The organism is Enterobacter sp. JUb54, assembly GCF_014298075.1.
GTDB classification, from domain to species: Bacteria; Pseudomonadota; Gammaproteobacteria; order Enterobacterales; family Enterobacteriaceae; genus Klebsiella; species Klebsiella lignicola.
The window spans coordinates 2,070,406-2,092,438 of the sequence record NZ_CP060418.1 but is presented as its reverse complement, the minus strand read 5'-3'; the positions used below and the strand labels follow the sequence as shown (position 1 = coordinate 2,092,438).

Sequence of the window (22,033 nt, the reverse complement as noted above, 5' to 3'; positions counted from 1 at the left end):
CATGTATACGATTAGATATCGAAAGGTAAATTTGGAGCGGGTGAATGCGTAATGAACATCGTCAGCAGGCCGCGGCAGCGCTGCATGACAAGGACGAAACCATCTATCAGTCCCTGATGACCGCAATTGTGGAACATCAGCTACCGCCGGGCAGTAAATTGCCGGAAGAGGCGCTGGCGGAGGTCTTCGGCGTGAGCCGGACCGGGATCCGTAAAGTGCTGCAACGACTCGCTACTGTGCAAATGGTCACCATCACGCCCAAACGTGGTGCACAGGTCGCCAGTCCGACGGTCGAAGAGGCCCAGGCCATCTTCCGTACCCGCATGCTGCTGGAGGTCGCCAACCTGCCGGACGTGATCGCCCACTGCCAGCCGCCGCATCTGGCGGCGCTGGAGGCCATCACGTTGCAGGAGCAGCAGGCGCATGACGTCTACGACGGCCCGGCGGCAATCCGTTACTCCGCCGAGTTTCATATTCAGCTGCAGGCGATTTCCGGCAACCCGGTGCTCACCGAGATGGTGACTCGCCTGAGCCAGCGCTCTTCATTAGCGATCGCCACATGGGGAGCGCCATGGCGCCAGGGGTGTCGGTGCAACGATCACGAGCGGATCATTCAGTTGCTGCGAGAGAAGGCGTTGGCGCCCCTGAGCGACGCGCTAACGCACCATTTTGAACATATTGTCGCCAGCCTGTGCTTTGAGCGCGATGGCGAGTCGCTGCCGGATTTCGCCCGCCTCTTCGCCGGAAATAAGGAGCTGTCATGAGCGCTATGTGTATACAAGTGATTAACCCCAACACTAACGCCGGGATGACGGAAACCATCGCCCGCGCGGCCAGAGCCGTGGCGGCGCCGGGAACCGAAATCCTGGCGGTGTCGTCGCGGGAAGGGGTGCCGTCGATCGAAGGTCACTTTGATGAGGCCATTGCCGCCATCGGCGTGCTGGAACAGATTCAGGCCGGCCGCCAGCAGGGGGTTTCGGGGCACGTTATCGCCTGTTTCGGCGATCCGGGGCTGCTGGCGGCCCGCGAACTGGCGCAGGGGCCGGTGATCGGCATTGCCGAAGCGGCGATGCATATGGCGACGCTGGTCGCCACGCGCTTTTCCATCGTCACCACGCTGCCGCGAACGCTGATTATTGCCCGTCACCTGCTGCATCAATATGGTTTTTACGACCGTTGTGCCGGACTGCACGCCATCGACCTGCCGGTCCTGGCGCTGGAGGACGGCAGCGGTCTGGCGCAGGAAAAAGTGCGCCAGCGCTGTATTCAGGCGCTACGGGAAGACGGCTGCGGCGCGATCGTGCTGGGCTGCGGCGGCATGGCGACGCTGGCCCAGGAACTGACGCACGAGCTGCAGGTTCCGGTGATCGACGGCGTCAGCGCGGCGGTGAAGATGGTGGAGTCGCTGGTGTCGTTGGGGCTGTCGACCAGCAAACGGGGCGACCTGGCGTTTCCGGAAGCCAAAACGCTGAGCGGGCCATTTCAGGTATTCAATTCGTTTTAACGGTAAGGGGTGGAGATGACGTTTTCCGATCAGCATTACCCGCGGGATCTGCGGGGTTACGCCGGGCAGCCGCCGCATGCGCAGTGGCCGGGACAGGCACGGATTGCGGTGCAGTTCGTGCTCAATTATGAGGAAGGAGCGGAGAACCATGTGCTGCATGGCGACGCCGGTTCCGAGCAGTTTCTCTCGGATATTATCGGGGCCGCCAGCTATCCCGATCGCCATATGTCGATGGACTCGCTGTACGAGTACGGTAGCCGCGCCGGGTTCTGGCGCATTCACCAGGAGTTCAGCCGTCGCGGGCTGCCGTTGACGGTGTTTGGCGTGGCAATGGCCCTCGCGCGTCACCCCGAGATCGTCGCCGCCATCAAAGCCGCCGATTATGACGTGGTGAGCCACGGCTGGCGCTGGATCCACTACCAGCATATGGATATCGATAGCGAACGCGAGCATCTGCACAAAGCGGTGCATGTGCTGACCGACCTGTTCGGCAAACCACCGACGGGCTGGTATACCGGGCGCGACAGTCCCAACACCCGTCAGCTGGTGGTGGAGCACGGCGGTTTTGCTTATGACAGCGACTATTACGGCGATGATTTGCCGTTCTGGAGCGAGGTGGCCTGCAGCGATGGTTCACGCAAGCCGCACCTGATCGTGCCCTATACCCTCGATGCCAACGATATGCGCTTCGCCACCGCCCAGGGGTTTAATACCGCCGAGCAGTTTTATACCTACCTGAAAGACAGTTTCGATGTGCTGTACGAAGAGGGGGAACAGGCGCCGAAGATGATGTCGGTGGGGATGCATTGCCGCCTGTTGGGCCGACCGGGACGCTTCCGGGCGCTGCAGCGTTTCCTCGATTACGTGCAGCAGCACGATCGGGTGTGGGTGTGCACCCGCCAGCAGATCGCCGATCACTGGCGCGACGTGCACCCGTACCAGCCATAGTCGACAGTTCCCGGGCTACAACATCGCCGTGTAGCCCGGTCAGCGCAGCGCCACCGGGAGCCGTGCCAGCCGACGCGTCTTCCCGGAGGCGGCGCGTGGCGCCTGTCCGGGCTACGGGGCGACAGCATCGCGGCATGTAGCCCGGTCAGCGCAGCGCCACCGGGAGCCGTGCCAGCCGATACATTTTCCCGGAGGCGGCGCGTGGCGCCTGTCCGGGCTACGGGGCGACAACATCGGCGTGTAGCCCGGTCAGCGTAGCGCCACCGGGAGCCGTGCCAGCCGATGCATCTTCCCGGAGGCGGCGCATAGCGCCTGTCCGGGCTACGGGGCGACAGAATCGCGGCGGGTAGCCCGGTCAGCGCAGCGCCACCGGGAACCGTGCCAGCCGACGCATCTTCCCGGAGGCGGCGCATAGCGCCTGTCCGGGCTACGGGGCGACAACATCGCGGCATGTAGCCCGGTCAGCGTAGCGCCACCGGGAGCCGTGCCAACCGATACATTTTCCCGGAGGCGGCGCGTGGCGCCTGTCCGGGCTACGGGGCGACAACATCGCGGCATGTAGCCCGGTCAGCGTAGCGCCACCGGGAGCCGTGCCAGCCGATACATTTTCCCGGAGGCGGCGCGTGGCGCCTGTCCGGGCTACGGGCGACAGCATCGCGGCGGGTAGCCCGGTCAGCGCAGCGCCACCGGGAACCGTGCCAGCCGATGCATCTTCCCGGAGGCGGCGCATGGCGCCTGTCCGGGCTACAGGGCGACAGCATCGCGGCGGGTAGCCCGGTCAGCGTAGCGCCACCGGGAGCCGTGCCAGCCGATACATTTTCCCGGAGGCGGCGCCTGGCACCTGTCCGGGCTACGGGGAGACAACATCGCGGTGGGCGGCGGCATTAACTCATCAGGCTGACCTGGGCGGCGACAATCCGCCAGCCGAAAGGAAAGCGCACCCAGGTTTGCTGCTGGCGGCCGATACGCTCGCTGCCGTCGCGGGTAAACTCGGTGCTGCATACCGCGTAATCCTCGCCGAAGGTCACGATCTCGGTGTGGCGCAATTCACGCTGCAACCCCGCCGACGGGCGCGCGGCGCGAAAGGCGCGGATTTCGTCGATGCCGTAGAGATTCTCCCCGGCCCCCAGGCGCACCGTGCGTTTGTCATGCCAGAACAGCTCATCCAGCACCGCAATATTGTTGCTGACCAGCGCCTCTTCATAACGATAAAACGCCGCCGTGACCTCGGCCAGCACCAACGGGCGGTTAATATTATCCTGATTCATCATGCTGCTATCTCCGCAGGATGGGCCTCGGTAAGGCCCATCGCTTCCAGAACATGCGCCGCGCGCAGGCAGGCCTGCTCATTAAACGGCGCGGCAATCAACTGCACGCCAATGGGCTGCCCGCTGGCCGTGCGCAACGGCACCGTCACCACCGGCAGGCCGAGGAACGAAATCGGCTGGGTGAGCATGCCCATACTGGCGCGCACCGGCAGCGACTGGCCATTGATCGCCATGGTTTGCTGACCGATCAGGGTCGCGCTGCATGGGGTTGCCGGGGCGATGAGCACCTCGGCGTGATCGAACAGCGCGGCCATCGCCTCCCGGGCATGACGACGAAAACGCTGCGCCTGAAGATACCAGGCCGAAGGGATCATCGCCCCGGCCAGCAGCCGCTCCCGGGAGTGCGGCTCAAAGCGTGCCGGCTCGCGGCGCAGGGCGGGGAGATACTGATTGCCTCCTTCACTGGCGCTGATAATAAAGGCCGCAGAACGGGAAAGCTCGGCCTCAGAGAACTGCAGCTCCTGATCCGCGCCGAGGGCCTGCGCCACCTGCGCCACGGCGGCGCGGGCGTCGCTGTCGCACCAGGTGGTGAAGTAGCCGCCGAGCACCGCGCAGCGCAGCCCGTTCAGCCCGCGTTCGAGCAACGGGCTGGCAGGCGCCACGGCGCGATCGGCCTGGGCATCATCGTCAGGATCCAGCCCCTGTAAAGCGTCATACACTGCCGCCAGATCGCCGACGTGACGGGCAAACGGGCCGATGTGATCGAGGCTGGCGACAAACGGATGGCTGCCCGCCCGCGACAGGCGGCCAAAGGTCGGCTTCAGGCCAAAGATCCCGCACAACGAGGCGGGAACGCGGATTGAGCCGTTGGTGTCGGTGCCCAGCGCAAAGTGGACCAGCCCGGCGGCCACCGCCGCCGCTGAACCACCGGACGAGCCGCCGGCGATGCGCTGCAGATCGTGGGGGTTATGGGTAGCGCCATAGTGGCTGTTTTCGGTGGTAAAACCGTAGGCGTAGGCGTCCATATTGACCATGCCGCTGAGCAGGCCGCCCGCCGCCTGAATCTGACGCACCGCCCAGCCGTCGGCGCTGGCCGCCGGACGGTCGCTGAACAGCTGCGCGCCGGCCAGGGTGGTTTCGCCGGCGACATCAAACAGGTTTTTGACCGCGTAGGGAATACCGGCCAGCGGCGGCAGCGGCTGCTTGTCCCGGCGCAGAGCGTCAATGCGGTCGGCTTCGGCGAGCATCCGGCTTTCGGTGACCTGGGTCCAGGCGTTGATCTGCGGGTTCACCCGCGCAATGTCGTCGAGGCTGCTGCGGGCAATCTCTCTGGCGCTCAGTTCGCCCGCGGCCAGCGCGCGCTGGACTCCGGCAATGGTCATCTGATTGAGCTTCATGCTTTGTACACTCCGGCAATCTCCTGGCGCTCCGCCAGCGGGTAGGCCATCAGCGGTTCGGCCATCGCGGCAATGCGGCTGAACTGCAGTTGCAGCTCGTCGCGGCGTTGCGCATCCAGTTCGAGGCCGAGGATCTGTTCCATCTGCGCCAGCCAGGCGCTCCAGTCAGTCATGGGTTGCGGCATGGGTTTCTCCTAATAACCGGCGGCGGAGCCGTTGCTGCGGGGATCGGATGCCCCTTCAAACAGGCCGTTGGGATGACGCACGATGGCGCCCGCATGGCCCATGGCTTCGCTGTAATCGGCCAGCACGTCAACCTCGTGGCCCAGCGCCCGCAGACGGTTGATGGTGTCAGGGGAGAAGCGGCCCTCCAGCTTCAGCGAGTCAGAGGTCTGCCCCCAGGTGCGGCCCAGCAGCCAGCGCGGACGTGAAATACTCTCCTGCAACGGTACTCCCTGCAGGATGTAGCGGGTGAAGATGGCGGCCTGGGTTTGCGGCTGCCCGTCTCCGCCCATGGAGCCATAGACCATCACCCGACCATCGTTAAGGCGGGCGGCGGCGGGGTTGAGGGTATGGAACGGCTGCTTGCCGGGCGCCAGCGCCAGCAGGTGCGCGGGGTCGAGACTGAACGAGGCGCCGCGGTTTTGCCAGACGATCCCGCTCTCCGGTAGCACCACGCCGCTGCCAAACTCGTGATAGAGACTCTGAATAAAGGAGACCGCCAGCCCGCTGCTGTCGATAACCCCCATCCAGACGGTATCGCCGGGGCCTTTGCCGGCACCCCAGGGGGCGGCCTGCTGGTCGTCAACCTTCGCCGCCAGTTGCTGCAGCGCCTGCGGTGCAAGCAGGCTCTGGATATCCACGTCCAGATGGCGCGGGTCGGTGATATGGGCATCGCGCAGGCCAAAGGCCAGCTTGGTCGCTTCGACAATCCGGTGGACGGTCTGCGCGTCGTCGGTGTCGCTCATCGCCAGCTGGTCGGTGATCCCGAGGATCGCCAGCGAGACCAGCCCCTGCGTCGGCGGAGCCAGATTCCACAGTTCGCCCTGTTGATGCGACAGTTTCAGCGGCGCCGGGCGGCGGGCGCGGTGCTGCTGTAAATCGCCAAGGGTGATGGGCAGACCATGTTGCGCCATGCCCTGGGCCAGACGGGTTGCCAGCGGGCCACGGTAAAAGCTGTCGAGGCCGTCGTCGACCAGCTGCTGTAACGTCGCCGCCAGCGCGGGCTGACGAAAGCGGCTGCCGGTTTCCGGCGGCTGCCCGTTGACCAGAAAGGTCTCCGCAAATCCCGGCAGGTGCTGAAGCTCAGCCAGTTTGCTGATGGTGGCGCCGGACTGCGAGGCGGTCACCGGCGTGCCGTCGGCGGCATAGCCGATGGCATCCGCCAGCAGACGGGCCAACGGCAGCGCACCACCGGTCAGGGACTTTGATACCTTCAACGCTTCATCCCAGCCGCTAACGGTTCCGGCAACGGTCAGCGCCGCCTGCGGCCCACGGTGCGGAATATGCGCCAGTCCGGCGTAGGCCTCCGGCGTCGCCAGCGATCCCGCCGCGCCGCTGGCGTCAATGGCGATCGGTTCGCCGTCCGGCGGCACGATCAGCCAGAATCCATCGCCGCCCAGCCCGTTCATATGCGGGTAGACCACCGCAATGGTGGCGGCAGCGGCGACCATCGCCTCTATTGCGCTTCCGCCTTCGCGCAGGACGGCAACCGCGCTTTGGCTGGCCAGATGATGGGGGGCAACCGCCATCCCGTGGGCGGATACATGACTCTGCATGGGTTTTCCTCGTAATCGAATCGTAAGGTCAGGTTTGCAAAAGCTGTTCCACTTTGAGCGTAAAGTTTCAGCGCCCCGGGGAAACCCTATTTTTAGTAAACTGGCATGCATTGTGAAAGGGCTTGCATGTATATAACCTTCATCTTTCAAGTTGCCTGGGTGTTGGCCGCACCCGTTCACCCCAGTCACTTACCTGAGTAAGCTCCTGGGGATTTACGGCTTTGCCGCCTACAAGCAACTCGAATTATTTTGGGTATAGTTTGATGAAACAAAAGTTACAGAGGTTTTATGGAGCAACTAGATGAACGCCTGAAGGGACAATATGCGTCACTGTCGCCTCAGGAACAGCGGGTCGCCGATTTTATCTTCGACCATTTTGATGACCTGATCAGCTATAACAGCGCCGAGCTGGCGCAGCTGAGCGGGGTCTCAAAGGCGACGGTCAGCCGCCTGTTTAAGCGGCTGGGCTACGACAAATATAAGGATATGCGCGACGAGCTGCGCACCCTGCGCCAGAGCGGTATGCCGCTGACCGACCAGCGCGACGCGGTGCAGGGTAACACGTTGCTGGCGCGGCATTATAAGCAGGAGATGGCCAACCTGACCCAGTGGGTCAACACGCTCGACGCGCAGCAGTTTGCCGAGGCGATAAGCGCGATGGTCAACGCCCGGCGGATTATCATCATCGGGATGCGTAACTCCTGGCCGGTGGCGCTGCACCTGCGCCAGCAGCTGCTCCAGGCGCGCGGGCAGGTGCAGGTACTGCCGCAGCCGGGGCAGAGTTTAAGCGAAGAGCTGGTGGATCTGTCGCCGGACGATCTGGTGGTGATGGTGGCCTTTCGCCGCCGCCCGCGCATCATTCGCCCGCTGTTACAGCAGTTGCAGCAGCGCGGTATTCCGCTGCTGCTGATGTGCGAACCGCAGGCCTACAGCCTGTTCCCGCTGTCCAGCTGGCAGCTGTGCGCGCCGCTGGACAGCGTGTCGGCCTATGACAGCTACGGGGCGGTGAACAGTTTAATCAACCTGCTGGCGAATGCTTTTCTGCATGAAATTCTCGATAAAGGCCGTCCGCGGATCCACGATATTGCCACCCTGTATCAGCAGCTGGATGAGCTTGAGCAACGATAATGGGGCCTCAGGCTGGTGCTTTGCCTTTTTTTAGTGCAATAAAACGGTGAGAAAATAACAGCGCTTTTATCACCGTTTTTCGCTATCTCTTGTTTATGCTCTCTTTTATTCCGCCCGGCGCGGCAGGGCCACGGGTTGTTGTATCTGGCACATTAGTTGCAAAAGTTTATTTAAAGAATCTTTTGTTTCATACTAACGTAACGGGTAAACACCATGAAAAAACTGCTGATCGCCCTGGCCGGGGCCGCTTGTCTGTTCACCAACATCACCGCGGCGAAAGCCGACCAGCTGCAGGATATTGAAAAGCGCGGGGTGATCCGCATTGCGGTTCCGCAGGATTTCCCGCCGTTCGGTTCGGTGGGGACCGATCTGCAGCCGCAAGGCTATGACATCGATATGGCGCGTTATCTGGCAAAACAGATGAAGCTCAAGTTGCAACTGGTGCCGGTGACCAGCGCCAACCGGGTGCCGTATCTGCAAACCGATAAAGTGGATCTGGTTATCTCCAGCCTCGGGAAAAACGCCGAGCGTGAGAAGGTGATTGATTTCAGCCGCGCCTACGCACCGTTCTTCCTCGGCGTGTTTGGCCCGAAAGGGGCGGAAGTGAAGGATGTGGCGGCGCTGAGCGGCAAAACCATCGGCGTGACCCGTGGCGCGGTGGAAGATATGGTGCTGACCGGCATCGCCCCGAAAGAGGTGCAGATTAAACGCTACGAAGACAACAACACCACGCTGTCGGCATATCTCTCCGGGCAGGTGCAGTACGTCGCGACCGGTAACCTGGTGGTAGCGGCGATCTCCCGCCAAAACCCGGCAAAAGCACCGGTAGCGAGCTTTATGCTGAAAGATTCACCGTGCGTGATTGGCCTGAAAAAGAATGAACCGGCGCTGAAAGAGAAAGTGGACGCCTTGATTGAGCAAGGCGTGAAGGATGGCACCCTGAATGCCCTCTCTCAACAGTGGCTGAAAGCTCCGCTGCCCGCCGACTTTGCTGCATAAGGTCTGTGCATGACGGAACAACTTCATTTTTCTGAGCTCTGGCCGCACTGGCCGGAGCTGCTGGCCGGGCTGTGGGTGACCATTCAGCTGACGGTGCTGGCTACCGCCGGCGGCCTGACCATCGGCATCTTTGGGGCCGCTATTCGGAGCGGGCGTCCATCATGGTTCAGCCGCATCTGGGGCGGCTATGTGGAGCTGATTCGCAACACGCCGTTTGTGGTTCAGCTGTTCTTTATTGTCTTCGGGCTGCCGAATCTTGGGCTCAAAATGACCGCCGGCGAAGCGGCGCTGCTGGCGATGGTGATTAACCTTGGAGCCTACAGCACCGAGATCGTGCGCGCCGGCATTCAGGTGACGCCGAAAGGGCAGTGGGAGGCCGGTCGAGTGCTCGGGCTGAGCCGCACCCAGACCTTTATCCGCGTGGTGCTGCCCCCGGCGTTGCAGCGCATTTATCCGGCGCTGGTGAGCCAGTGCATTATCGTGATGCTGGGATCGTCGGTGGTGTCGCAGGTCTCTTATGAAGAGCTGACCTTTGCCGCCAACCTGATTCAGTCGCGGACGTTCCTGAGCTTTGAGGTCTATCTGGTGACCACGGGGATCTACCTGGTGTTGTCGATAACAATGCGTCAGCTGCTGATGGCAGCGGGGCGAAAATGGTTGAGGGTACAGGCATGATGACCACTTTTACCGACTGGGACATTATCCGTAACCTGCTGCTGGCAGGACGCTGGACGGTGCTGCTGTCGCTGGTGGCGTTTATCGGCGGCGCGCTGGTGACTCTGCCGCTGCTGCTGCTGCGCCTGACCGGCGGGCGTCAGGTGAAGCGCCTGATCCGTGGCTATATCGAGCTGTTTCAGGGCACGCCGCTGCTGATGCAGCTGTTTCTGGCCTTCTTCGGCGTGGCGCTGTTCGGCATCGACGTGTCGCCGTGGACCGCCGCCTCGCTGGCCCTGACGTTTTACACCAGCGCCTTCTTGCTTGATATCTGGTACGGCAGCATTCGCGCACTGCCGAAAGGCCAGTGGGAAGCATCGCGCTGCCTGGGCCTCAGTTTTGGCCAGACCCTGTTTCGCGTCGTGGCGCCCCAGGCGTTACGGATTGCGATTGCCCCGACCGTCGGCTTTGCGGTGCAGGTGGTGAAGGGCACCGCGCTGGCGTCGATTATCGGTTTTGTCGAACTGACCAAAGCCGGCACCATGCTGACTAACGTCACTTATCAGCCGTTTAAAGTCTTTGCGCTGGTGGCGCTGGGCTATTTCGTTCTGTGTTACCCGCTGTCCCGCTACAGCCGCTATCTGGAGAATAAATTCAATGCCTCTCATCACCATTAATCAGATGCAGAAGTACTACGGCGACAACCACGTGCTGAAAGGTGTCGATCTGGACATTGATATGGGCGAGGTCATTTCGATTATCGGCCGCAGCGGCTCGGGGAAAAGCACGCTGCTGCGCTGCATCAACGGGCTGGAAGGGTACCAGGAAGGCAGCATTAAGCTCGGCGGCATGACCATCACCGATCGTGACTCGCAGGCGCGGGAGATCAGCCGCTCCGTCGGGATGGTCTTCCAGAATTTTAACCTGTTCCCGCACATGACCGCCCTCGAAAACGTGATGCTGGCGCCGCGGCGGGTGCTGAAGAAAAGCGCCGCCGAATGCCGGGAACTGGCGCAGCGGATGCTGGAGAAAGTGGGGCTGGGGGACCGGATCGATTATTACCCCTCCAGCCTCTCCGGCGGCCAGCAGCAGCGCGTGGCGATTGCCCGGGCGCTGGCTATGTCGCCCAAAGTTTTACTCTGTGACGAGATTACCTCGGCGCTGGACCCGGAACTGGTGGGCGAAGTGCTCAAAGTTCTGGAGCAGCTGGCGGCGGAAGGCATGACGCTGATTCTCGTCACCCATGAAATGAATTTCGCCCGTGAAGTGGGTGACCGCGTGGTGTTTATGCATCAGGGGCGCGTCTGGGAGCAGGGCGACAGCAAGACGCTGTTTGCCAACCCGCAGACCAGCGAGCTGAAGCAGTTTATCTCCTCCGTGCGCGGTCTCAATTAATAAGGACTAAAAGATGGATATCACTCAGTTTTCGCAAATCAACCCGCCGTCACGTCTGCTGATGGGGCCGGGGCCAATCAACGCCGACCCGCGGGTGCTGCGCGCGATGGCAAGCCAGCTGATCGGCCAGTATGACCCGGCGATGACCCACTATATGAATGAAGTGATGGCGCTCTATCGCGGCGTCTTTCGTACCGAAAACCGCTGGACGATGCTGGTGGACGGCACCTCGCGCGCGGGGATCGAAGCGATCCTGGTTTCGGCGATCCGCCCCGGCGACAAGGTGCTGGTGCCGGTATTCGGTCGTTTTGGTCATCTGCTGTGCGAAATTGCCCGCCGCTGCCGCGCCGAAGTGCACACCATTGAGGTGCCGTGGGGCGAGGTCTTTACCGCGGATCAGGTTGAAGAAGCGATCAAGCGCGTTCGTCCGCGTCTGCTGCTGACGGTGCAGGGCGACACCTCCACCACCATGCTCCAGCCGTTGGCCGAACTGGGGGCGATTTGCCGCCGTTACGACGTGCTGTTTTACACCGACGCCACCGCCTCGCTGGGGGGCAACCCCCTCGAGAGCGACGCCTGGGGGCTGGATGCAGTCTCGGCAGGGATGCAGAAATGCCTCGGCGGGCCGTCCGGTACCTCGCCGATCACCCTGAGCGAGCGCATGGAAGAGGCGATCCGCCGTCGCAAATGCGTTGAAGCGGGCATTCGTACCGATGCTCATCAGGATGGCGTCGACGAGATGGTGTACTCCAACTATTTCGACCTCGGCATGGTGATGGATTACTGGGGGCCGGAGCGCCTGAACCATCACACCGAGGCGACCTCGGCGCTGTTTGCCGCCCGGGAGTGCGCGCGGCTGATCCTGCAGGAAGGGCTGGATAACGGCATTGCCCGGCACAAGCTCCACGGCGATGCGTTGCTCAAGGGCATTCAGGCAATGGGGCTCGATACCTTCGGCGACCTGAAGCATAAAATGAACAACGTGCTCGGGGTGGTTATTCCGCAGGGCATCAACGGCGACCAGGTCCGTAAGCTGATGCTGGAAGACTTTGGTATTGAGATTGGCACCTCGTTCGGCCCGCTGCATGGCAAAGTGTGGCGTATCGGCACCATGGGCTACAACGCACGCAAAGATTGCGTGATGACCACGCTCAGCGCGCTGGAGTCGGTGCTGAACCACCTGAAATTCGCCACCACCCAGGGCGCCGCCATGCAGGCCGCGTGGGATCACTATCGCCGCGAGAGTGCGCTATGAGTCCATTGCCACGCCAGCAGGCGGAGATGACGGAAGCGGCGGAGCGGGTGATGGCCCGTGCCGATGAACTGGCGGCGATCAGCGCCACCGCGCAGGGGCTGACCCGGGTGTATCTCTCCCCGGAGCATCTGCAGGCCAATCAACAGGTGGCCCGCTGGATGACGCAGGCGGGAATGACCGTCTGGCAGGACAGCGTCGGCAACATTTGCGGGCGTTACGAAGGGGCGCAGGAAGGGGCGCCGGCGATCCTGCTGGGGTCGCATCTGGATACGGTGCGTAATGCCGGGCGCTATGACGGCATGCTGGGAGTGCTGACGGCGATCGCCGTGGTGGAAGACCTGCACCGGCAGGGACAGCGGCTGGCGAAAGCCATTGAGATTATCGGCTTCGGCGATGAAGAGGGAACACGCTTTGGCATCACGCTGCTCGGCAGCCGTGGCCTGACCGGGACGTGGCCGGAGGGCTGGCTGGCACAGTGCGATGCGGATGGCATCAGCGTGGCGCAGGCGATGGTTCAGGCCGGTCTCGACCCGGCCCGCATCCGCCAGGCCGAACGTCCGGTCGGAGACATTAGCGCCTACCTTGAGCTGCATATTGAGCAAGGCCCCTGCCTGGAACAGGCCGGATTGGCGCTCGGCGTGGTGGAGGCCATCAACGGCGCCCGCCGCCTGAACTGCCGCTTTACCGGCGAGGCGGGGCACGCGGGTACGGTGCCGATGCTCCATCGGCGGGATGCGCTGGCCGCCGCCGCCGAGTGGATGGTGCTGATTGAAACCATGACCCGGCAGCAGGCCGGCAATCTGGTGGCGACGGTCGGGACGCTGCGCTGCGCGCCCGGCGCGGTGAACGTGATCCCCGGCGAGGTGACCCTGACGCTGGATATTCGCGGGCCGCAGGATGGCCCACTGGATGCGCTGCTCAATGCGTTGCTGGAGGAAGCTCAGGCGATTGCCGCCCGGCGCCAGCTGCAATTCAGCGCCGACGAGTTTTACCGCATCGCGGCTACCGCCTGCGACCGGCACTTACAGGCGGTGCTGGCGACGGCGGTGCATGAGGTGCAGGGGATCTCGCTCTCCCTGCCGAGCGGCGCCGGACACGACGCGATCGCCATCGGCGAGCGCTGGCCGGTGGGGATGCTGTTTGTGCGCTGCAAAGGCGGCGTCAGCCATCATCCGGCGGAGTCGGTGACGCAACCGGACGTTGCGCTCGCCATCGAGGCATTGCATCGCGCGGTGTGGCGACTGGCTGTAGGGGAGTAACGCGCCGACAGGCCTGACGGCCGCGCCCGTTGGCGCTTTTCAGTAAAAATTAGCACAAAATGCTAAAAATGCGGGGGGCGAACTCTATACCATCCGCCGCACTGACCTCGTCGCCATGGATTGGTAGCACGTTGGAAAAATTCCGCGGGGTCAGTCTATTCTCTTCGCCACATCCTTATGATCCCTTGAAATCAAACCAGATTTTTCTTTAACCCTCAGAAAATTATCATTTTTATTCGACGAATATCACCGGGCTGCTATGCTACCTGTTGAAAAAATTTTGATACCGCCGAGAGACATGCCGATGTTGAACTCAGAAAAGAATATCAATATAAAAACCCAGCCCGTCAGCCACCACACCAACCTTCTCCCGGCGTTGCTGGTGATCGTCGCCGTTGCCGCGCTATGTATTACTATTTCGACACCATTAGGGCCCTGGGACATGATTTTTGCCAAAGCCGGGTTGTATATCGATTTGCTGGCGCTGCTGTTTTTGGTCTTTATGTTGTGGATCTCGTCGAAAGTCAGAATGAGCCATGTGGCGGTGAACTGGGTGCGCTACGGGCTGCTGCTGTGGATAGCCGGGGGCACCTTTGATTTAATGGATGAAATGTTCGTTCAGCCGCGGTGGATGGGCTACTACTGCGAAGATCTGCTACGGCTGTCGGGGATGTTATTGACCACGATTGGCATCTACAAAATCATCGAACGGATTAACGTCCTGTACGTCGACGCACGCTCCCAGTCATTAAAAGATGAGCTGACCCAGCTGCCGAACCGACGCTTCTTTATCGATACGATCCGCGAAAAGCAGGGCCACAGCCCGGTGGCTTTGATGATCCTCGATATCGATTTCTTCAAGAAAATTAACGACACCTACGGCCATCTGGTGGGCGATGAGGTGCTGTTCGCGCTCGGTAAGCAGCTGTCGAAGCTCACCAGCGACACGGTGTTGCCGGCGAGGATCGGCGGCGAGGAGTTTGCCATTATCGTTGACGGCATGCCCGCCGATGAGGTGGCCCAGCTCGCAGAGTCCATTCTGCTCAATGTCCGTTCCATTCTGATTAATCACGATTATCCGCTGTCGGTGAGCATTGGCGTCGGGATGCGTGAAAAAGATGAACCCCAGGATGCGTTTATTAAGAAAGTGGATGAGGCACTGTACGCCGCGAAGCACAACGGGCGTGGCCGGGTAGAGTGGGCCGCTTAAAATGGCCTTGTCTTACCCCTGCTGTGCGCTGCGGCAGTGGCGGCGGTATTCCGACGGCGAGCGCTCGGTGTAGCGCTTGAATACCCGGCAGAAATAGTTGCTGTCGACAAATCCGCAGTTATGGGCAATCTCTTTGACCTTGAGATCGTAGCCGCGCAGCAGCTTTTTCGCCTTTTCCAGGCGCACGCTGGTGAGGAATTCATTGAAGCCGACGGAGCCTGATTTCTGGAAAATATGCGACAGGTAGTTCGGCGTAATATGAAAGCGCTTTGCTACCGATTCGCGGGTTAAAGGCTGGCTGAGGTGTTCTTCAAGATAATCCTGCACCGCCATAAACAGGTCGCGACTGCGGCTGACCCGCATCTCCAGCCCCACCAGTTGCTCAAGGCAGTGGCTCAACAGCGCCGAGACCACCAGCCTGGCCGTTACCGGGTCCGGTTGCAGGCAGATTTCATTAAGCGACAGCAGCAGATAGGAGCCGACCCGTGGCCCCAGACGAGCGACGTTCTGCTTTTCCGTCCGTAGCTGTTTGCCGTCCCAGTGCTGCAGACAGAATCCCAGCTTCTGGCGGCCAAACAGAATGCTGAGCGTCGATGCCGGCCCGCTCCATTCCGGCAGCGTCCATTTCCCGGCCTGCACATACAGAACCTGCGAGGCGGAGAGCATCGACTCCGACAGCGGCAGTCCGTTCTCCTTTAGCTCACCCTCGAGCACAATTTCCAGCCGCGGAAAGGGGACTTTCAGCGCCAGCGCCGGCTCGGAGATATCCGGGTCGGGGAAGCGGGCATGCAGATTATCTTTCTGATTTACCAAACGATTTAAAATATCTGCCAGATCGTCAATCATCCTGTGGGCCTTAGCGTGGAGCAATTATCTTGTTGATTATCATCTATTTTATAACAGCTGAACGATCACGATGCGCTATTTACATCATGGATCGCATCGCGTAGGGCGGTCCGGGTGATAGATTTTGAGGCGTGTCACACTTTTCCCTGCCGTGTACGCGTGTCCAGTTTTTCGTAGTTTTGCCTTCATGTTTTCCGCCCCGCCGCAGCTTAAAGTTGGTTCTGTGTTATCGATACGTTAAGGAATGTAAATATGGAACAACAATCTGCGGTTTATCTGAATGCGCTGGGGGCGAACATCGAGCTGTCCCCGAAGATGAAAGAAGAGCTGGATACCCTGGGCTATACCGTGGTGCATAACGTCGCGGACCCGGAGTGGCTGGCAGCGATGCGCGAGTTGATTGATACCATCGTCGAGAAAGAGGGCGACAATCTGGCGATCGAGCATCATCAGGAGGCGACGGCGACGCGCATTGCCAACCTGATTAACAAAGGGGTGATTTGGGAAAAAGTCTGGTCGCATCCGCTGATCCTCTCCGCCTGCCAGTATGTTTTTCAGGGCGATTTTAAAGTCTCCAGCCTGAACGCCAGGGAGGCGTTGTTTAACGGCGGCCATCAGCCGCTGCATGCGGACTGGAAGAAACCTCGCCCGGATTTTCCGAAAGTGCATCTGGTGAATACCATCTGGGCTATCGACGATTTAAGCGCGGAAAATGGCGCGCCGCGCATTATTCCCGGCACGCATCACCGTCCGGAGCTGCCGGAAGAGGTGCTGGACGATCCGGAGTTAACGCACCCTGACGAGGTGGTATTTGCCGCCCCGGCGGGCAGCGTGATGATTTATAACGCCCACGCCTGGCATGGCGGGACCCGCAACCGGGTTGGCAGCCGACGCCGGGTGTTGCACGGGTTGTACATCGACCGGGAAGATACCGCGCAGCAGGATCAGCAGCGCTGGCTAACGCCGCAGACCGCGAGCCGCCTGACGCCAGCGCAAAAATGGCTGCTGGGCGTGGAGTAAATTTGAGGTTGCCGTTTGGTGTTATTCCCCGGAGGCGGCAGGCCAGCATCGTTTGCGGTCGTGTAGCCCGGACAGGTGCGCAGCACCGCCTCCGGGGAAAACTGAAGATGCCCGAAGAAGGATTCCCCCCGCGTTCAGGGGATGTCGATATAAACCACCGGCTTTTTCATAATGCACTTCACCGCCTCGATAATCAGCTGCGGCTGCAACAGGAAGGTTTTGATACTGGTCTTAATGGTGCGGATGCCGTGAAAACGCTTTGCGTCGTCGATTTCAATATCCGTCACCAGCAGGACGACATCGACATGGGCGATATCGTCAGCCGTGATTTTGTTCTCTACCCCTAACGCGCCCTGGGTCTCGATTTTGATATGCCACTTTTCAAGATGGCCCACCTTTTCCAGACGCTCGGCCGCCATGTAGGTGTGCGCGACGCCGCTGACGCAGGCCGTTACGGCAACGATATTGACATCCATCGTATCCTCCTGGCGTTATCCGCCGATGGTCACCTGAAAACCGGACTGTTCAGCCAGCACCCTGAAGGGGTGGATCTCAGACGCTTGTGGAGCGCGAACCTGCGACAGTGCCCCGATTTTTCCCAGTAACTGGTATTTGGCTTCGCCGTATTGATGGAACGGCAGAAGATGAATTTCCGGCAGCTTAAAGGGGGCCAGAAACGCCAGAATCTGGCGGAAATTCTCTTCGTTGAGGGTATACCCCGGAATTAACGGCACCCGAGGAATGACCTGAATATTCGCCGCGACCAGCCGGGTGAAATTATCCCGCACCCGCTGCATATTTATCTGCAGTACCGTTTGAGCCTGGACGGCATCCATAATTTTCAGATCGAACAGCACTTCATCGCAGGTTTGCGCCAGCGGGAAAAAACGGCTGAACGCCGCGTCGCCCGCGGTTTCAATGGCGGTGCGGATCCCCCATTCGCGCAGCCGGCGCAGCAGACGCGTGGCAAATTCAGCCTGCATCAGCACTTCACCGCCCGACAGGGTCACGCCGCCGCCGGAAGCGCGGAAGAAGACCTCATCTTTCAGCACCTCTTTAAGCAGATTATCCAGGGTGACGTCGCGGCCAATCTGCTCCCAGGCGCCGGTGGGGCATTCGACCACATCCTGCTGGCAATGGGCGCAGTGCAGGCACTTGCTCTCCCGACGCACGATCTGGATTTTGGGCGAGATCGACTCCGGGTTGGCGCACCACGGGCAGGCGTGCGGGCAGCCCTTAAAGAACACGACGGTGCGGATCCCCTGACCGTCGTTCAGCGAGTAGCGCTGGATGTTAAAAATGCGCGCCCTGTCGGCGCGCGTGGCCATCACCTCACAGCTGATGCGCGGTGCGACGGATAATGTCATCCTGAATCTCCTGCGACAGCTCGACGAAAAAGGCGCTGTAGCCCGCGACGCGCACCACCAGACCGGCAAAATCCTGCGGACGCTGCTGAGCTTCGCGCAGCGTATCGGCGTTGACCACGTTGAACTGAATATGCTGCAGCTTGAGCCGGGTGAAGGCCTGTAAAAAATCCGCCAGCTTGTTGAGCCCGCTATCTCCGGCCAGCGTCGCCGGCGTGAACTTAACGTTCAGCAGCGTTCCGTTGGAGAGCAGGGTGTTATCCAGTTTGCTGACCGATTTCAGCACCGCCGTCGGCCCGAGGGCATCCTGACCGACCATCGGCGACAGCCCGCCGTCCGCCAGCTGTTCCCCGGCCAGGCGTCCGTCCGGCGTCGCGCCGACCACCGAGCCCAGCGGCACGTGGGCAGAGACGGTGTAGGAACCTGGGGTAAAGCGACCGCCGCGCGGATTCTCATAGCGCTCCACCTCTTTACAGTAAAAACGCAGCAGATCGGCGCTGATGTTGTCCACCTCGTCGATATCGTTCCCGTACTTTTCAAAGCGGTTGATCAGCCGGGCGCGAATTTTGTCGCCCTCCGGCGTCTGGAAGTTGGCTTTCAGCACCGCCACCAGCTCGGCGAAGCTCAGGCGTTTTTGCTCAAACACCATCCCGTTGAGGGCGTGCAGCGAGTCGCTCAGGTTGGCAATGCCGATGCCCTGCACACCGGAGAAGTTATAGCGCGCGCCGCCTTCGGTAATGTCTTTGCCATGCGGCACGCAATCCTCGACGAACGAGGAGAGCAGCGGTACCGGCGCCCAGTCGCGGTGGCCGATATCGCAGATATTGCTGCCTTCAACCATCAGCCTGATGTAGTAGCGGATCTTGTCGCGGATCTGCGTCATCAGCCCGTCCCGGCTGACGTCCGGATTGCTTTCGTTTTCCAGCATCACGATTTCCATCACCTTCAGCAGGTTGAACATCGCGATATCGTGCAGGCCGTACGTCCGTCCGGGGATCGACAGCTCCACGCAGCCGACCACCGCGTAATCCCGCGCGTCTTCCAGCGACACGCCGCGGTTGAGGAACGCCGGGATCACCACTTCATCGTTGAAGATTTGCGGAATACCGGTGCCCAGACGGATGGTCTCGGCGGTTTTGCGCAGGAAAGGGCGGTCAATCAGCTCGTTGACCCGCACGCCGAGGTTCGGCTGCGGCAGACGAACGTTCTGATAGGCGTCGAGGGACAAAAAGGAGAGGATATTCACCGCGCTGCGCCCGGTTTCGGTGAGGCCGCCGAGCAGGGCGGTATAGCCGGTGGGGAAGCCGGCGAAATATCGCGCGCTGCTGGTGGATCGCAGCAGGACGATATCGTTGCACTTCACCCACAGTGACTCGAGCAACTCCTGCAGGCACTGCGGATCCTGGCCGCGATTCAGCGATGCCTGATAATAGGGCAGCATGTACTGGTCAAAGCGCCCCAGGGAAATCGAGCTGGCGTTAGATTCGTACTGCAAAATGATGTTCATATACCAGAACAGCTGGCAGGCCTGAGGGAAATCTTCCGGGCGGTGCAGGGCGTTATGGCGGGAAATCGTGGCAATGGTTTCCAGCTCTTTGCGCCGCACCGGGTCAACGCAGGCGGCGGCCATCTCGTCAGCCAGGGTCGCATAGCGCAGAATATGGCGCTGGGCGGCCTGCAGCAGGATCAGCACCGCCTCGTAGAACGTGTTTTGCGGCTGCTGAGTGTGGAGGGCGTCAATCTCCGCCACCAGTGCGGCGAGGCCATTGTCCAGCAGGCGCGGGTAGTCGATGATGATATGCCCCTGGCCCTTATCGGTCTGGTTGACGCTAAAAATCTGCGTGCTGATGGCGCGTTTAACCTCATCGGTCATCTGCTGGTTGATAAAGTCCTTCATTGAGCGCTTTTCCCAGTACGGGAACAGCTCTTCACGATAGATGCGTTTGTCTTCTTCGCTAATGTTGAAGCGGTCCTGCGGGCGGGTCGGGAATTGATCCAGCTCTTTAAGCAGCCAGTAGGGGTCCATCTCCGGAGAGATAATACCGGCGCGCGGCTTCACGGTGCGGTTACCGGCGATCAGTTCATCATCACGAATCGAAATCTGCACATGGTCGAGGATCCAGGCGGTCGCTTTGGCCCGGCGGATCATCACCGGTTGTCCTTCCGTTTGCTGATGGCTGGCGGTATAGAGCAGGGCGCGCTCGAGGGAGATCTCCCGCGGCTGGGCGAACAGACGGTCTTTCAGGCGTTGAGTGCGATTGGTCATGACAAACTCCATGTTATTCAGGCGGGGCACAAACCGTGCCCCGCGTGTTTCATTCAGGCTTTCTGGGCAAGATGGCTGTCGATTTTGTTCATAATGGCGTCGGCCCGTTTCACCGCGTCGCTGATGTTGACGCGCACGATGGTTTTACCGGCGAAGCGCTCTTCGAACTTGATACCGATATCTTTGGTGAGGATCACGATATCGGCGCCGGCGACGTCTTCGTCGGTCAGTTCGTTCTCAATCCCGATAGAGCCCTGCGTTTCGACTTTGACCTGCCAGCCCTTGGTTTTGGCGGCGCTTTCCAGCGACTCGGCGGCCATATAGGTATGGGCAACGCCAGACGGGCAAGCGGTAACGGCGATAATTTTGGTCATACAATATTCCTTCCCGTGTATCAGTTAATTTCGAAATCAAGATCTATCTCGTCGTCGGCTTTCGCGGCGGACGCTTTCTTTCTGGCGAGGGCTTTGAGCAGGATGACGCAGCCCGCGCTGACTACGGCCCCCACCAGCAGGCCCGCAATAAAGCCGCCTTTGCCCTGTACCACCGGCAGGACAATCAGCCCACCCCAGCCGGCGTAACACTGTGCGCCGAGCAGCGCCGCGGTCACGCAGCCTGCGGCGGCACCAATCATATTGGCGGGGATCACCCGCAGCGGGTCAGCGGCGGCAAAAGGAATGGCGCCTTCGGTGACGCCCACGCATCCCATCACCAGCGCGGCTTTACCGGTTTCGCGTTCTTCAGCGGAGAAGTATTTGCGGCCAATCAGCGTCGCCAGACCCATGCCCAGCGGCGGAACGGCGATACCGACGGCGGCGATGGCGACCACGCTGTAGACGCCCTGTGAGACGCAGATCAGCATGAAGGCGTAGGCCACTTTGTTAACCGGGCCGCCCATGTCGAAGGCCAGCATCAGTCCCATAATGACGGCCAGCACGATGATGCTGCCTTCGCGCATTCCCTGCAGCCACCCGGTCAGGCTGGCGGTCAGCGCGCCAATCGGCTCACCGAGGCCCCACATCATGATCCCGGCGGTAATAAAGGTGCCGATAATGGGAATAACGAAGATTGGCATCACCGAGCGCAGCACTTTGTGCACCGGGATTTTTTTCAGGTAGTAGACCACCAGGCCGCCAATCAGCCCGGCAATCAGCGCGCCGAAGAAACCGGCGCCAAAGCTGTTGCCGACCCAGGCGCCGATGGCGCAGGGGGCCAGCGCCGCGCGGTCGGCGATGGAGTAGCCGATGTAGGCCGCCAGAAACGGTACCATCAGCGTCAGGCCGGCCACGCCGATATCAAACAGTTTTTTGAGGTTAGGATCGGAGACCGCGTCGGGTACCGCCCCCTTGCCATACAACATCACGGAGACCGCCAGCAGGATCCCCCCGGACACGACAAATGGGATCATGTGCGAGACCCCGGTCATCAGGTGCTGGCGTGTATTTTTTAGTATTTGCACCAGTTCGTTCATCATTTTTCTCCTGAGCGCTGTGTGGCCCGTGGCTGAGTTGATGCATCAACCTTAGAAAAAGGGCGACGCTTAAAACAGTAGAGAAAAAGTGCATTTACTGGATATTTGTAAGGTGAGCGGAAAATTGCGATCCACCTCAAATCTTAGTCTTGCTGGGGTATTGAATCATTTTGAGACGCGATTTGTGATGGCGGGCATAAAAACGAACGAAGCATACAATTGTCCAGTAATTGCCAGTTTTGTCGTGTAGTGACTGGCAAAGACATTCTTT

Annotated in this window: 22 protein-coding genes; 12 read left to right on the top strand and 10 right to left on the bottom strand. The window is 60.8% G+C overall.

Features of this window, described 5'->3' with window-relative positions; all coding sequences use genetic code 11:
* The first annotated feature begins 44 nt into the window (after positions 1-44).
* The 3 genes from HF679_RS09645 to puuE are packed head-to-tail and all read left to right on the top strand — an operon-like array spanning position 45 to position 2,452.
* Positions 45-764 (top strand): GntR family transcriptional regulator, encoded by a 720-nt coding sequence (locus tag HF679_RS09645; RefSeq protein WP_123753731.1) that lies wholly within the window; start codon positions 45-47, stop codon positions 762-764.
* Positions 761-1,504, top strand: coding sequence for an allantoin racemase (gene hpxA, locus HF679_RS09640; RefSeq protein ID WP_123753732.1), 744 nt, complete (start codon positions 761-763; stop codon positions 1,502-1,504). The genes HF679_RS09645 and hpxA overlap by 4 nt, the downstream gene beginning before the upstream one ends.
* A 15-nt stretch (positions 1,505-1,519) precedes the next feature.
* Entirely contained in the window at positions 1,520-2,452 is a 933-nt protein-coding gene (gene puuE / locus HF679_RS09635) for an allantoinase PuuE (protein WP_123753733.1), read from the top strand.
* Between the two features lie 884 nt (positions 2,453-3,336).
* On the opposite strand, the gene hpxZ is transcribed toward puuE, so the two are convergent.
* From hpxZ to hpxW, 4 genes are read right to left on the bottom strand one after another with little or no spacing between them, the layout of a single operon-like run.
* Entirely contained in the window at positions 3,337-3,723 is a 387-nt protein-coding gene (gene hpxZ / locus HF679_RS09630) for an oxalurate catabolism protein HpxZ (protein WP_123753734.1), read from the bottom strand.
* Positions 3,720-5,117 (bottom strand): AtzE family amidohydrolase, encoded by a 1,398-nt coding sequence (locus HF679_RS09625; protein ID WP_187042918.1) that lies wholly within the window; start codon positions 5,115-5,117, stop codon positions 3,720-3,722. The genes hpxZ and HF679_RS09625 overlap by 4 nt, the downstream gene beginning before the upstream one ends.
* Entirely contained in the window at positions 5,114-5,302 is a 189-nt protein-coding gene (gene hpxX, locus HF679_RS09620; protein WP_123753736.1) for an oxalurate catabolism protein HpxX, read from the bottom strand. The genes HF679_RS09625 and hpxX overlap by 4 nt, the downstream gene beginning before the upstream one ends.
* 9 nt (positions 5,303-5,311) lie before the next feature.
* Complete coding sequence (gene hpxW / locus HF679_RS09615; RefSeq protein WP_123753737.1) at positions 5,312-6,895, bottom strand: oxamate amidohydrolase; 1,584 nt, start codon at positions 6,893-6,895, stop codon at positions 5,312-5,314.
* 288 nt (positions 6,896-7,183) lie between these two features.
* Here hpxW and hpxU point away from each other — a divergent pair, with 288 nt between their 5' ends.
* From hpxU to HF679_RS09575, 8 genes are all read left to right on the top strand, one after another.
* Complete coding sequence (gene hpxU, locus HF679_RS09610; RefSeq protein ID WP_123753738.1) at positions 7,184-8,023, top strand: MurR/RpiR family transcriptional regulator HpxU; 840 nt, start codon at positions 7,184-7,186, stop codon at positions 8,021-8,023.
* A 213-nt stretch (positions 8,024-8,236) separates the two neighbouring features.
* On the top strand, positions 8,237-9,022 hold the full coding sequence (locus HF679_RS09605; RefSeq protein ID WP_187042917.1) for a transporter substrate-binding domain-containing protein: 786 nt from the start codon (positions 8,237-8,239) through the stop codon (positions 9,020-9,022).
* Between the two features lie 9 nt (positions 9,023-9,031).
* Entirely contained in the window at positions 9,032-9,697 is a 666-nt protein-coding gene (locus HF679_RS09600; protein WP_123753740.1) for an amino acid ABC transporter permease, read from the top strand.
* Positions 9,697-10,353: an amino acid ABC transporter permease gene (locus tag HF679_RS09595; protein WP_174510340.1), complete on the top strand. Its 657-nt coding sequence runs from the start codon at positions 9,697-9,699 to the stop codon at positions 10,351-10,353. Before HF679_RS09600 ends, HF679_RS09595 begins: the two co-directional genes overlap by 1 nt.
* Complete coding sequence (locus HF679_RS09590; RefSeq protein WP_123753742.1) at positions 10,334-11,071, top strand: amino acid ABC transporter ATP-binding protein; 738 nt, start codon at positions 10,334-10,336, stop codon at positions 11,069-11,071. The genes HF679_RS09595 and HF679_RS09590 overlap by 20 nt, the downstream gene beginning before the upstream one ends.
* A 13-nt stretch (positions 11,072-11,084) precedes the next feature.
* The gene (locus tag HF679_RS09585) at positions 11,085-12,326 is read left to right on the top strand and encodes a pyridoxal-phosphate-dependent aminotransferase family protein (protein WP_123753743.1); all 1,242 of its coding nucleotides are present in this window, start codon (positions 11,085-11,087) and stop codon (positions 12,324-12,326) included.
* A complete protein-coding gene (gene hpxK / locus HF679_RS09580; protein WP_123753744.1) occupies positions 12,323-13,585 on the top strand; it encodes an allantoate amidohydrolase in 1,263 nt (420 codons plus the stop codon). Before HF679_RS09585 ends, hpxK begins: the two co-directional genes overlap by 4 nt.
* A 304-nt stretch (positions 13,586-13,889) precedes the next feature.
* On the top strand, positions 13,890-14,795 hold the full coding sequence (locus tag HF679_RS09575) for a GGDEF domain-containing protein (RefSeq protein ID WP_123755434.1): 906 nt from the start codon (positions 13,890-13,892) through the stop codon (positions 14,793-14,795).
* Positions 14,796-14,807: 12 nt separating this feature from the next.
* On the opposite strand, the gene HF679_RS09570 is transcribed toward HF679_RS09575, so the two are convergent.
* Positions 14,808-15,641: an AraC family transcriptional regulator gene (locus HF679_RS09570; protein ID WP_154143306.1), complete on the bottom strand. Its 834-nt coding sequence runs from the start codon at positions 15,639-15,641 to the stop codon at positions 14,808-14,810.
* Between the two features lie 252 nt (positions 15,642-15,893).
* Here HF679_RS09570 and HF679_RS09565 point away from each other — a divergent pair, with 252 nt between their 5' ends.
* On the top strand, positions 15,894-16,661 hold the full coding sequence (locus HF679_RS09565; protein WP_123753746.1) for a phytanoyl-CoA dioxygenase family protein: 768 nt from the start codon (positions 15,894-15,896) through the stop codon (positions 16,659-16,661).
* A gap of 134 nt (positions 16,662-16,795) precedes the next feature.
* On the opposite strand, the gene HF679_RS09560 is transcribed toward HF679_RS09565, so the two are convergent.
* The 5 genes from HF679_RS09560 to HF679_RS09540 are packed head-to-tail and all read right to left on the bottom strand — an operon-like array spanning position 16,796 to position 21,762.
* Complete coding sequence (locus HF679_RS09560) at positions 16,796-17,137, bottom strand: PTS fructose-like transporter subunit IIB (protein WP_123753747.1); 342 nt, start codon at positions 17,135-17,137, stop codon at positions 16,796-16,798.
* Positions 17,138-17,152: 15 nt separating this feature from the next.
* A complete protein-coding gene (locus HF679_RS09555) occupies positions 17,153-18,028 on the bottom strand; it encodes a [formate-C-acetyltransferase]-activating enzyme (RefSeq protein ID WP_123753748.1) in 876 nt (291 codons plus the stop codon).
* Positions 17,994-20,291, bottom strand: coding sequence for a formate C-acetyltransferase (locus HF679_RS09550; protein ID WP_154143302.1), 2,298 nt, complete (start codon positions 20,289-20,291; stop codon positions 17,994-17,996). Before HF679_RS09550 ends, HF679_RS09555 begins: the two co-directional genes overlap by 35 nt.
* Positions 20,292-20,344: 53 nt before the next feature.
* On the bottom strand, positions 20,345-20,665 hold the full coding sequence (locus HF679_RS09545) for a PTS fructose-like transporter subunit IIB (RefSeq protein WP_154143300.1): 321 nt from the start codon (positions 20,663-20,665) through the stop codon (positions 20,345-20,347).
* A gap of 20 nt (positions 20,666-20,685) precedes the next feature.
* Complete coding sequence (locus HF679_RS09540; RefSeq protein ID WP_154143586.1) at positions 20,686-21,762, bottom strand: PTS fructose transporter subunit EIIC; 1,077 nt, start codon at positions 21,760-21,762, stop codon at positions 20,686-20,688.
* Between the last annotated feature and the right edge of the window lie 271 nt (positions 21,763-22,033).

What these genes read in the sequence shown, in the direction of transcription:
- HF679_RS09645 (WP_123753731.1), top strand. Translation starts at nt 45, where the DNA reads ATGCGTAATGAACATCGTCAGCAGGCCGCGGCAGCGCTGCATGACAAG.
- hpxA (WP_123753732.1), top strand. Translation starts at nt 761, where the DNA reads ATGAGCGCTATGTGTATACAAGTGATTAACCCCAACACTAACGCCGGG.
- puuE (WP_123753733.1), top strand. Translation starts at nt 1,520, where the DNA reads ATGACGTTTTCCGATCAGCATTACCCGCGGGATCTGCGGGGTTACGCC.
- hpxZ (WP_123753734.1), bottom strand. Translation starts at nt 3,723, where the DNA reads ATGATGAATCAGGATAATATTAACCGCCCGTTGGTGCTGGCCGAGGTC.
- HF679_RS09625 (WP_187042918.1), bottom strand. Translation starts at nt 5,117, where the DNA reads ATGAAGCTCAATCAGATGACCATTGCCGGAGTCCAGCGCGCGCTGGCC.
- hpxX (WP_123753736.1), bottom strand. Translation starts at nt 5,302, where the DNA reads ATGCCGCAACCCATGACTGACTGGAGCGCCTGGCTGGCGCAGATGGAA.
- hpxW (WP_123753737.1), bottom strand. Translation starts at nt 6,895, where the DNA reads ATGCAGAGTCATGTATCCGCCCACGGGATGGCGGTTGCCCCCCATCAT.
- hpxU (WP_123753738.1), top strand. Translation starts at nt 7,184, where the DNA reads ATGGAGCAACTAGATGAACGCCTGAAGGGACAATATGCGTCACTGTCG.
- HF679_RS09605 (WP_187042917.1), top strand. Translation starts at nt 8,237, where the DNA reads ATGAAAAAACTGCTGATCGCCCTGGCCGGGGCCGCTTGTCTGTTCACC.
- HF679_RS09600 (WP_123753740.1), top strand. Translation starts at nt 9,032, where the DNA reads ATGACGGAACAACTTCATTTTTCTGAGCTCTGGCCGCACTGGCCGGAG.
- HF679_RS09595 (WP_174510340.1), top strand. Translation starts at nt 9,697, where the DNA reads ATGACCACTTTTACCGACTGGGACATTATCCGTAACCTGCTGCTGGCA.
- HF679_RS09590 (WP_123753742.1), top strand. Translation starts at nt 10,334, where the DNA reads ATGCCTCTCATCACCATTAATCAGATGCAGAAGTACTACGGCGACAAC.
- HF679_RS09585 (WP_123753743.1), top strand. Translation starts at nt 11,085, where the DNA reads ATGGATATCACTCAGTTTTCGCAAATCAACCCGCCGTCACGTCTGCTG.
- hpxK (WP_123753744.1), top strand. Translation starts at nt 12,323, where the DNA reads ATGAGTCCATTGCCACGCCAGCAGGCGGAGATGACGGAAGCGGCGGAG.
- HF679_RS09575 (WP_123755434.1), top strand. Translation starts at nt 13,890, where the DNA reads ATGTTGAACTCAGAAAAGAATATCAATATAAAAACCCAGCCCGTCAGC.
- HF679_RS09570 (WP_154143306.1), bottom strand. Translation starts at nt 15,641, where the DNA reads ATGATTGACGATCTGGCAGATATTTTAAATCGTTTGGTAAATCAGAAA.
- HF679_RS09565 (WP_123753746.1), top strand. Translation starts at nt 15,894, where the DNA reads ATGGAACAACAATCTGCGGTTTATCTGAATGCGCTGGGGGCGAACATC.
- HF679_RS09560 (WP_123753747.1), bottom strand. Translation starts at nt 17,137, where the DNA reads ATGGATGTCAATATCGTTGCCGTAACGGCCTGCGTCAGCGGCGTCGCG.
- HF679_RS09555 (WP_123753748.1), bottom strand. Translation starts at nt 18,028, where the DNA reads ATGACATTATCCGTCGCACCGCGCATCAGCTGTGAGGTGATGGCCACG.
- HF679_RS09550 (WP_154143302.1), bottom strand. Translation starts at nt 20,291, where the DNA reads ATGACCAATCGCACTCAACGCCTGAAAGACCGTCTGTTCGCCCAGCCG.
- HF679_RS09545 (WP_154143300.1), bottom strand. Translation starts at nt 20,665, where the DNA reads ATGACCAAAATTATCGCCGTTACCGCTTGCCCGTCTGGCGTTGCCCAT.
- HF679_RS09540 (WP_154143586.1), bottom strand. Translation starts at nt 21,762, where the DNA reads ATGAACGAACTGGTGCAAATACTAAAAAATACACGCCAGCACCTGATG.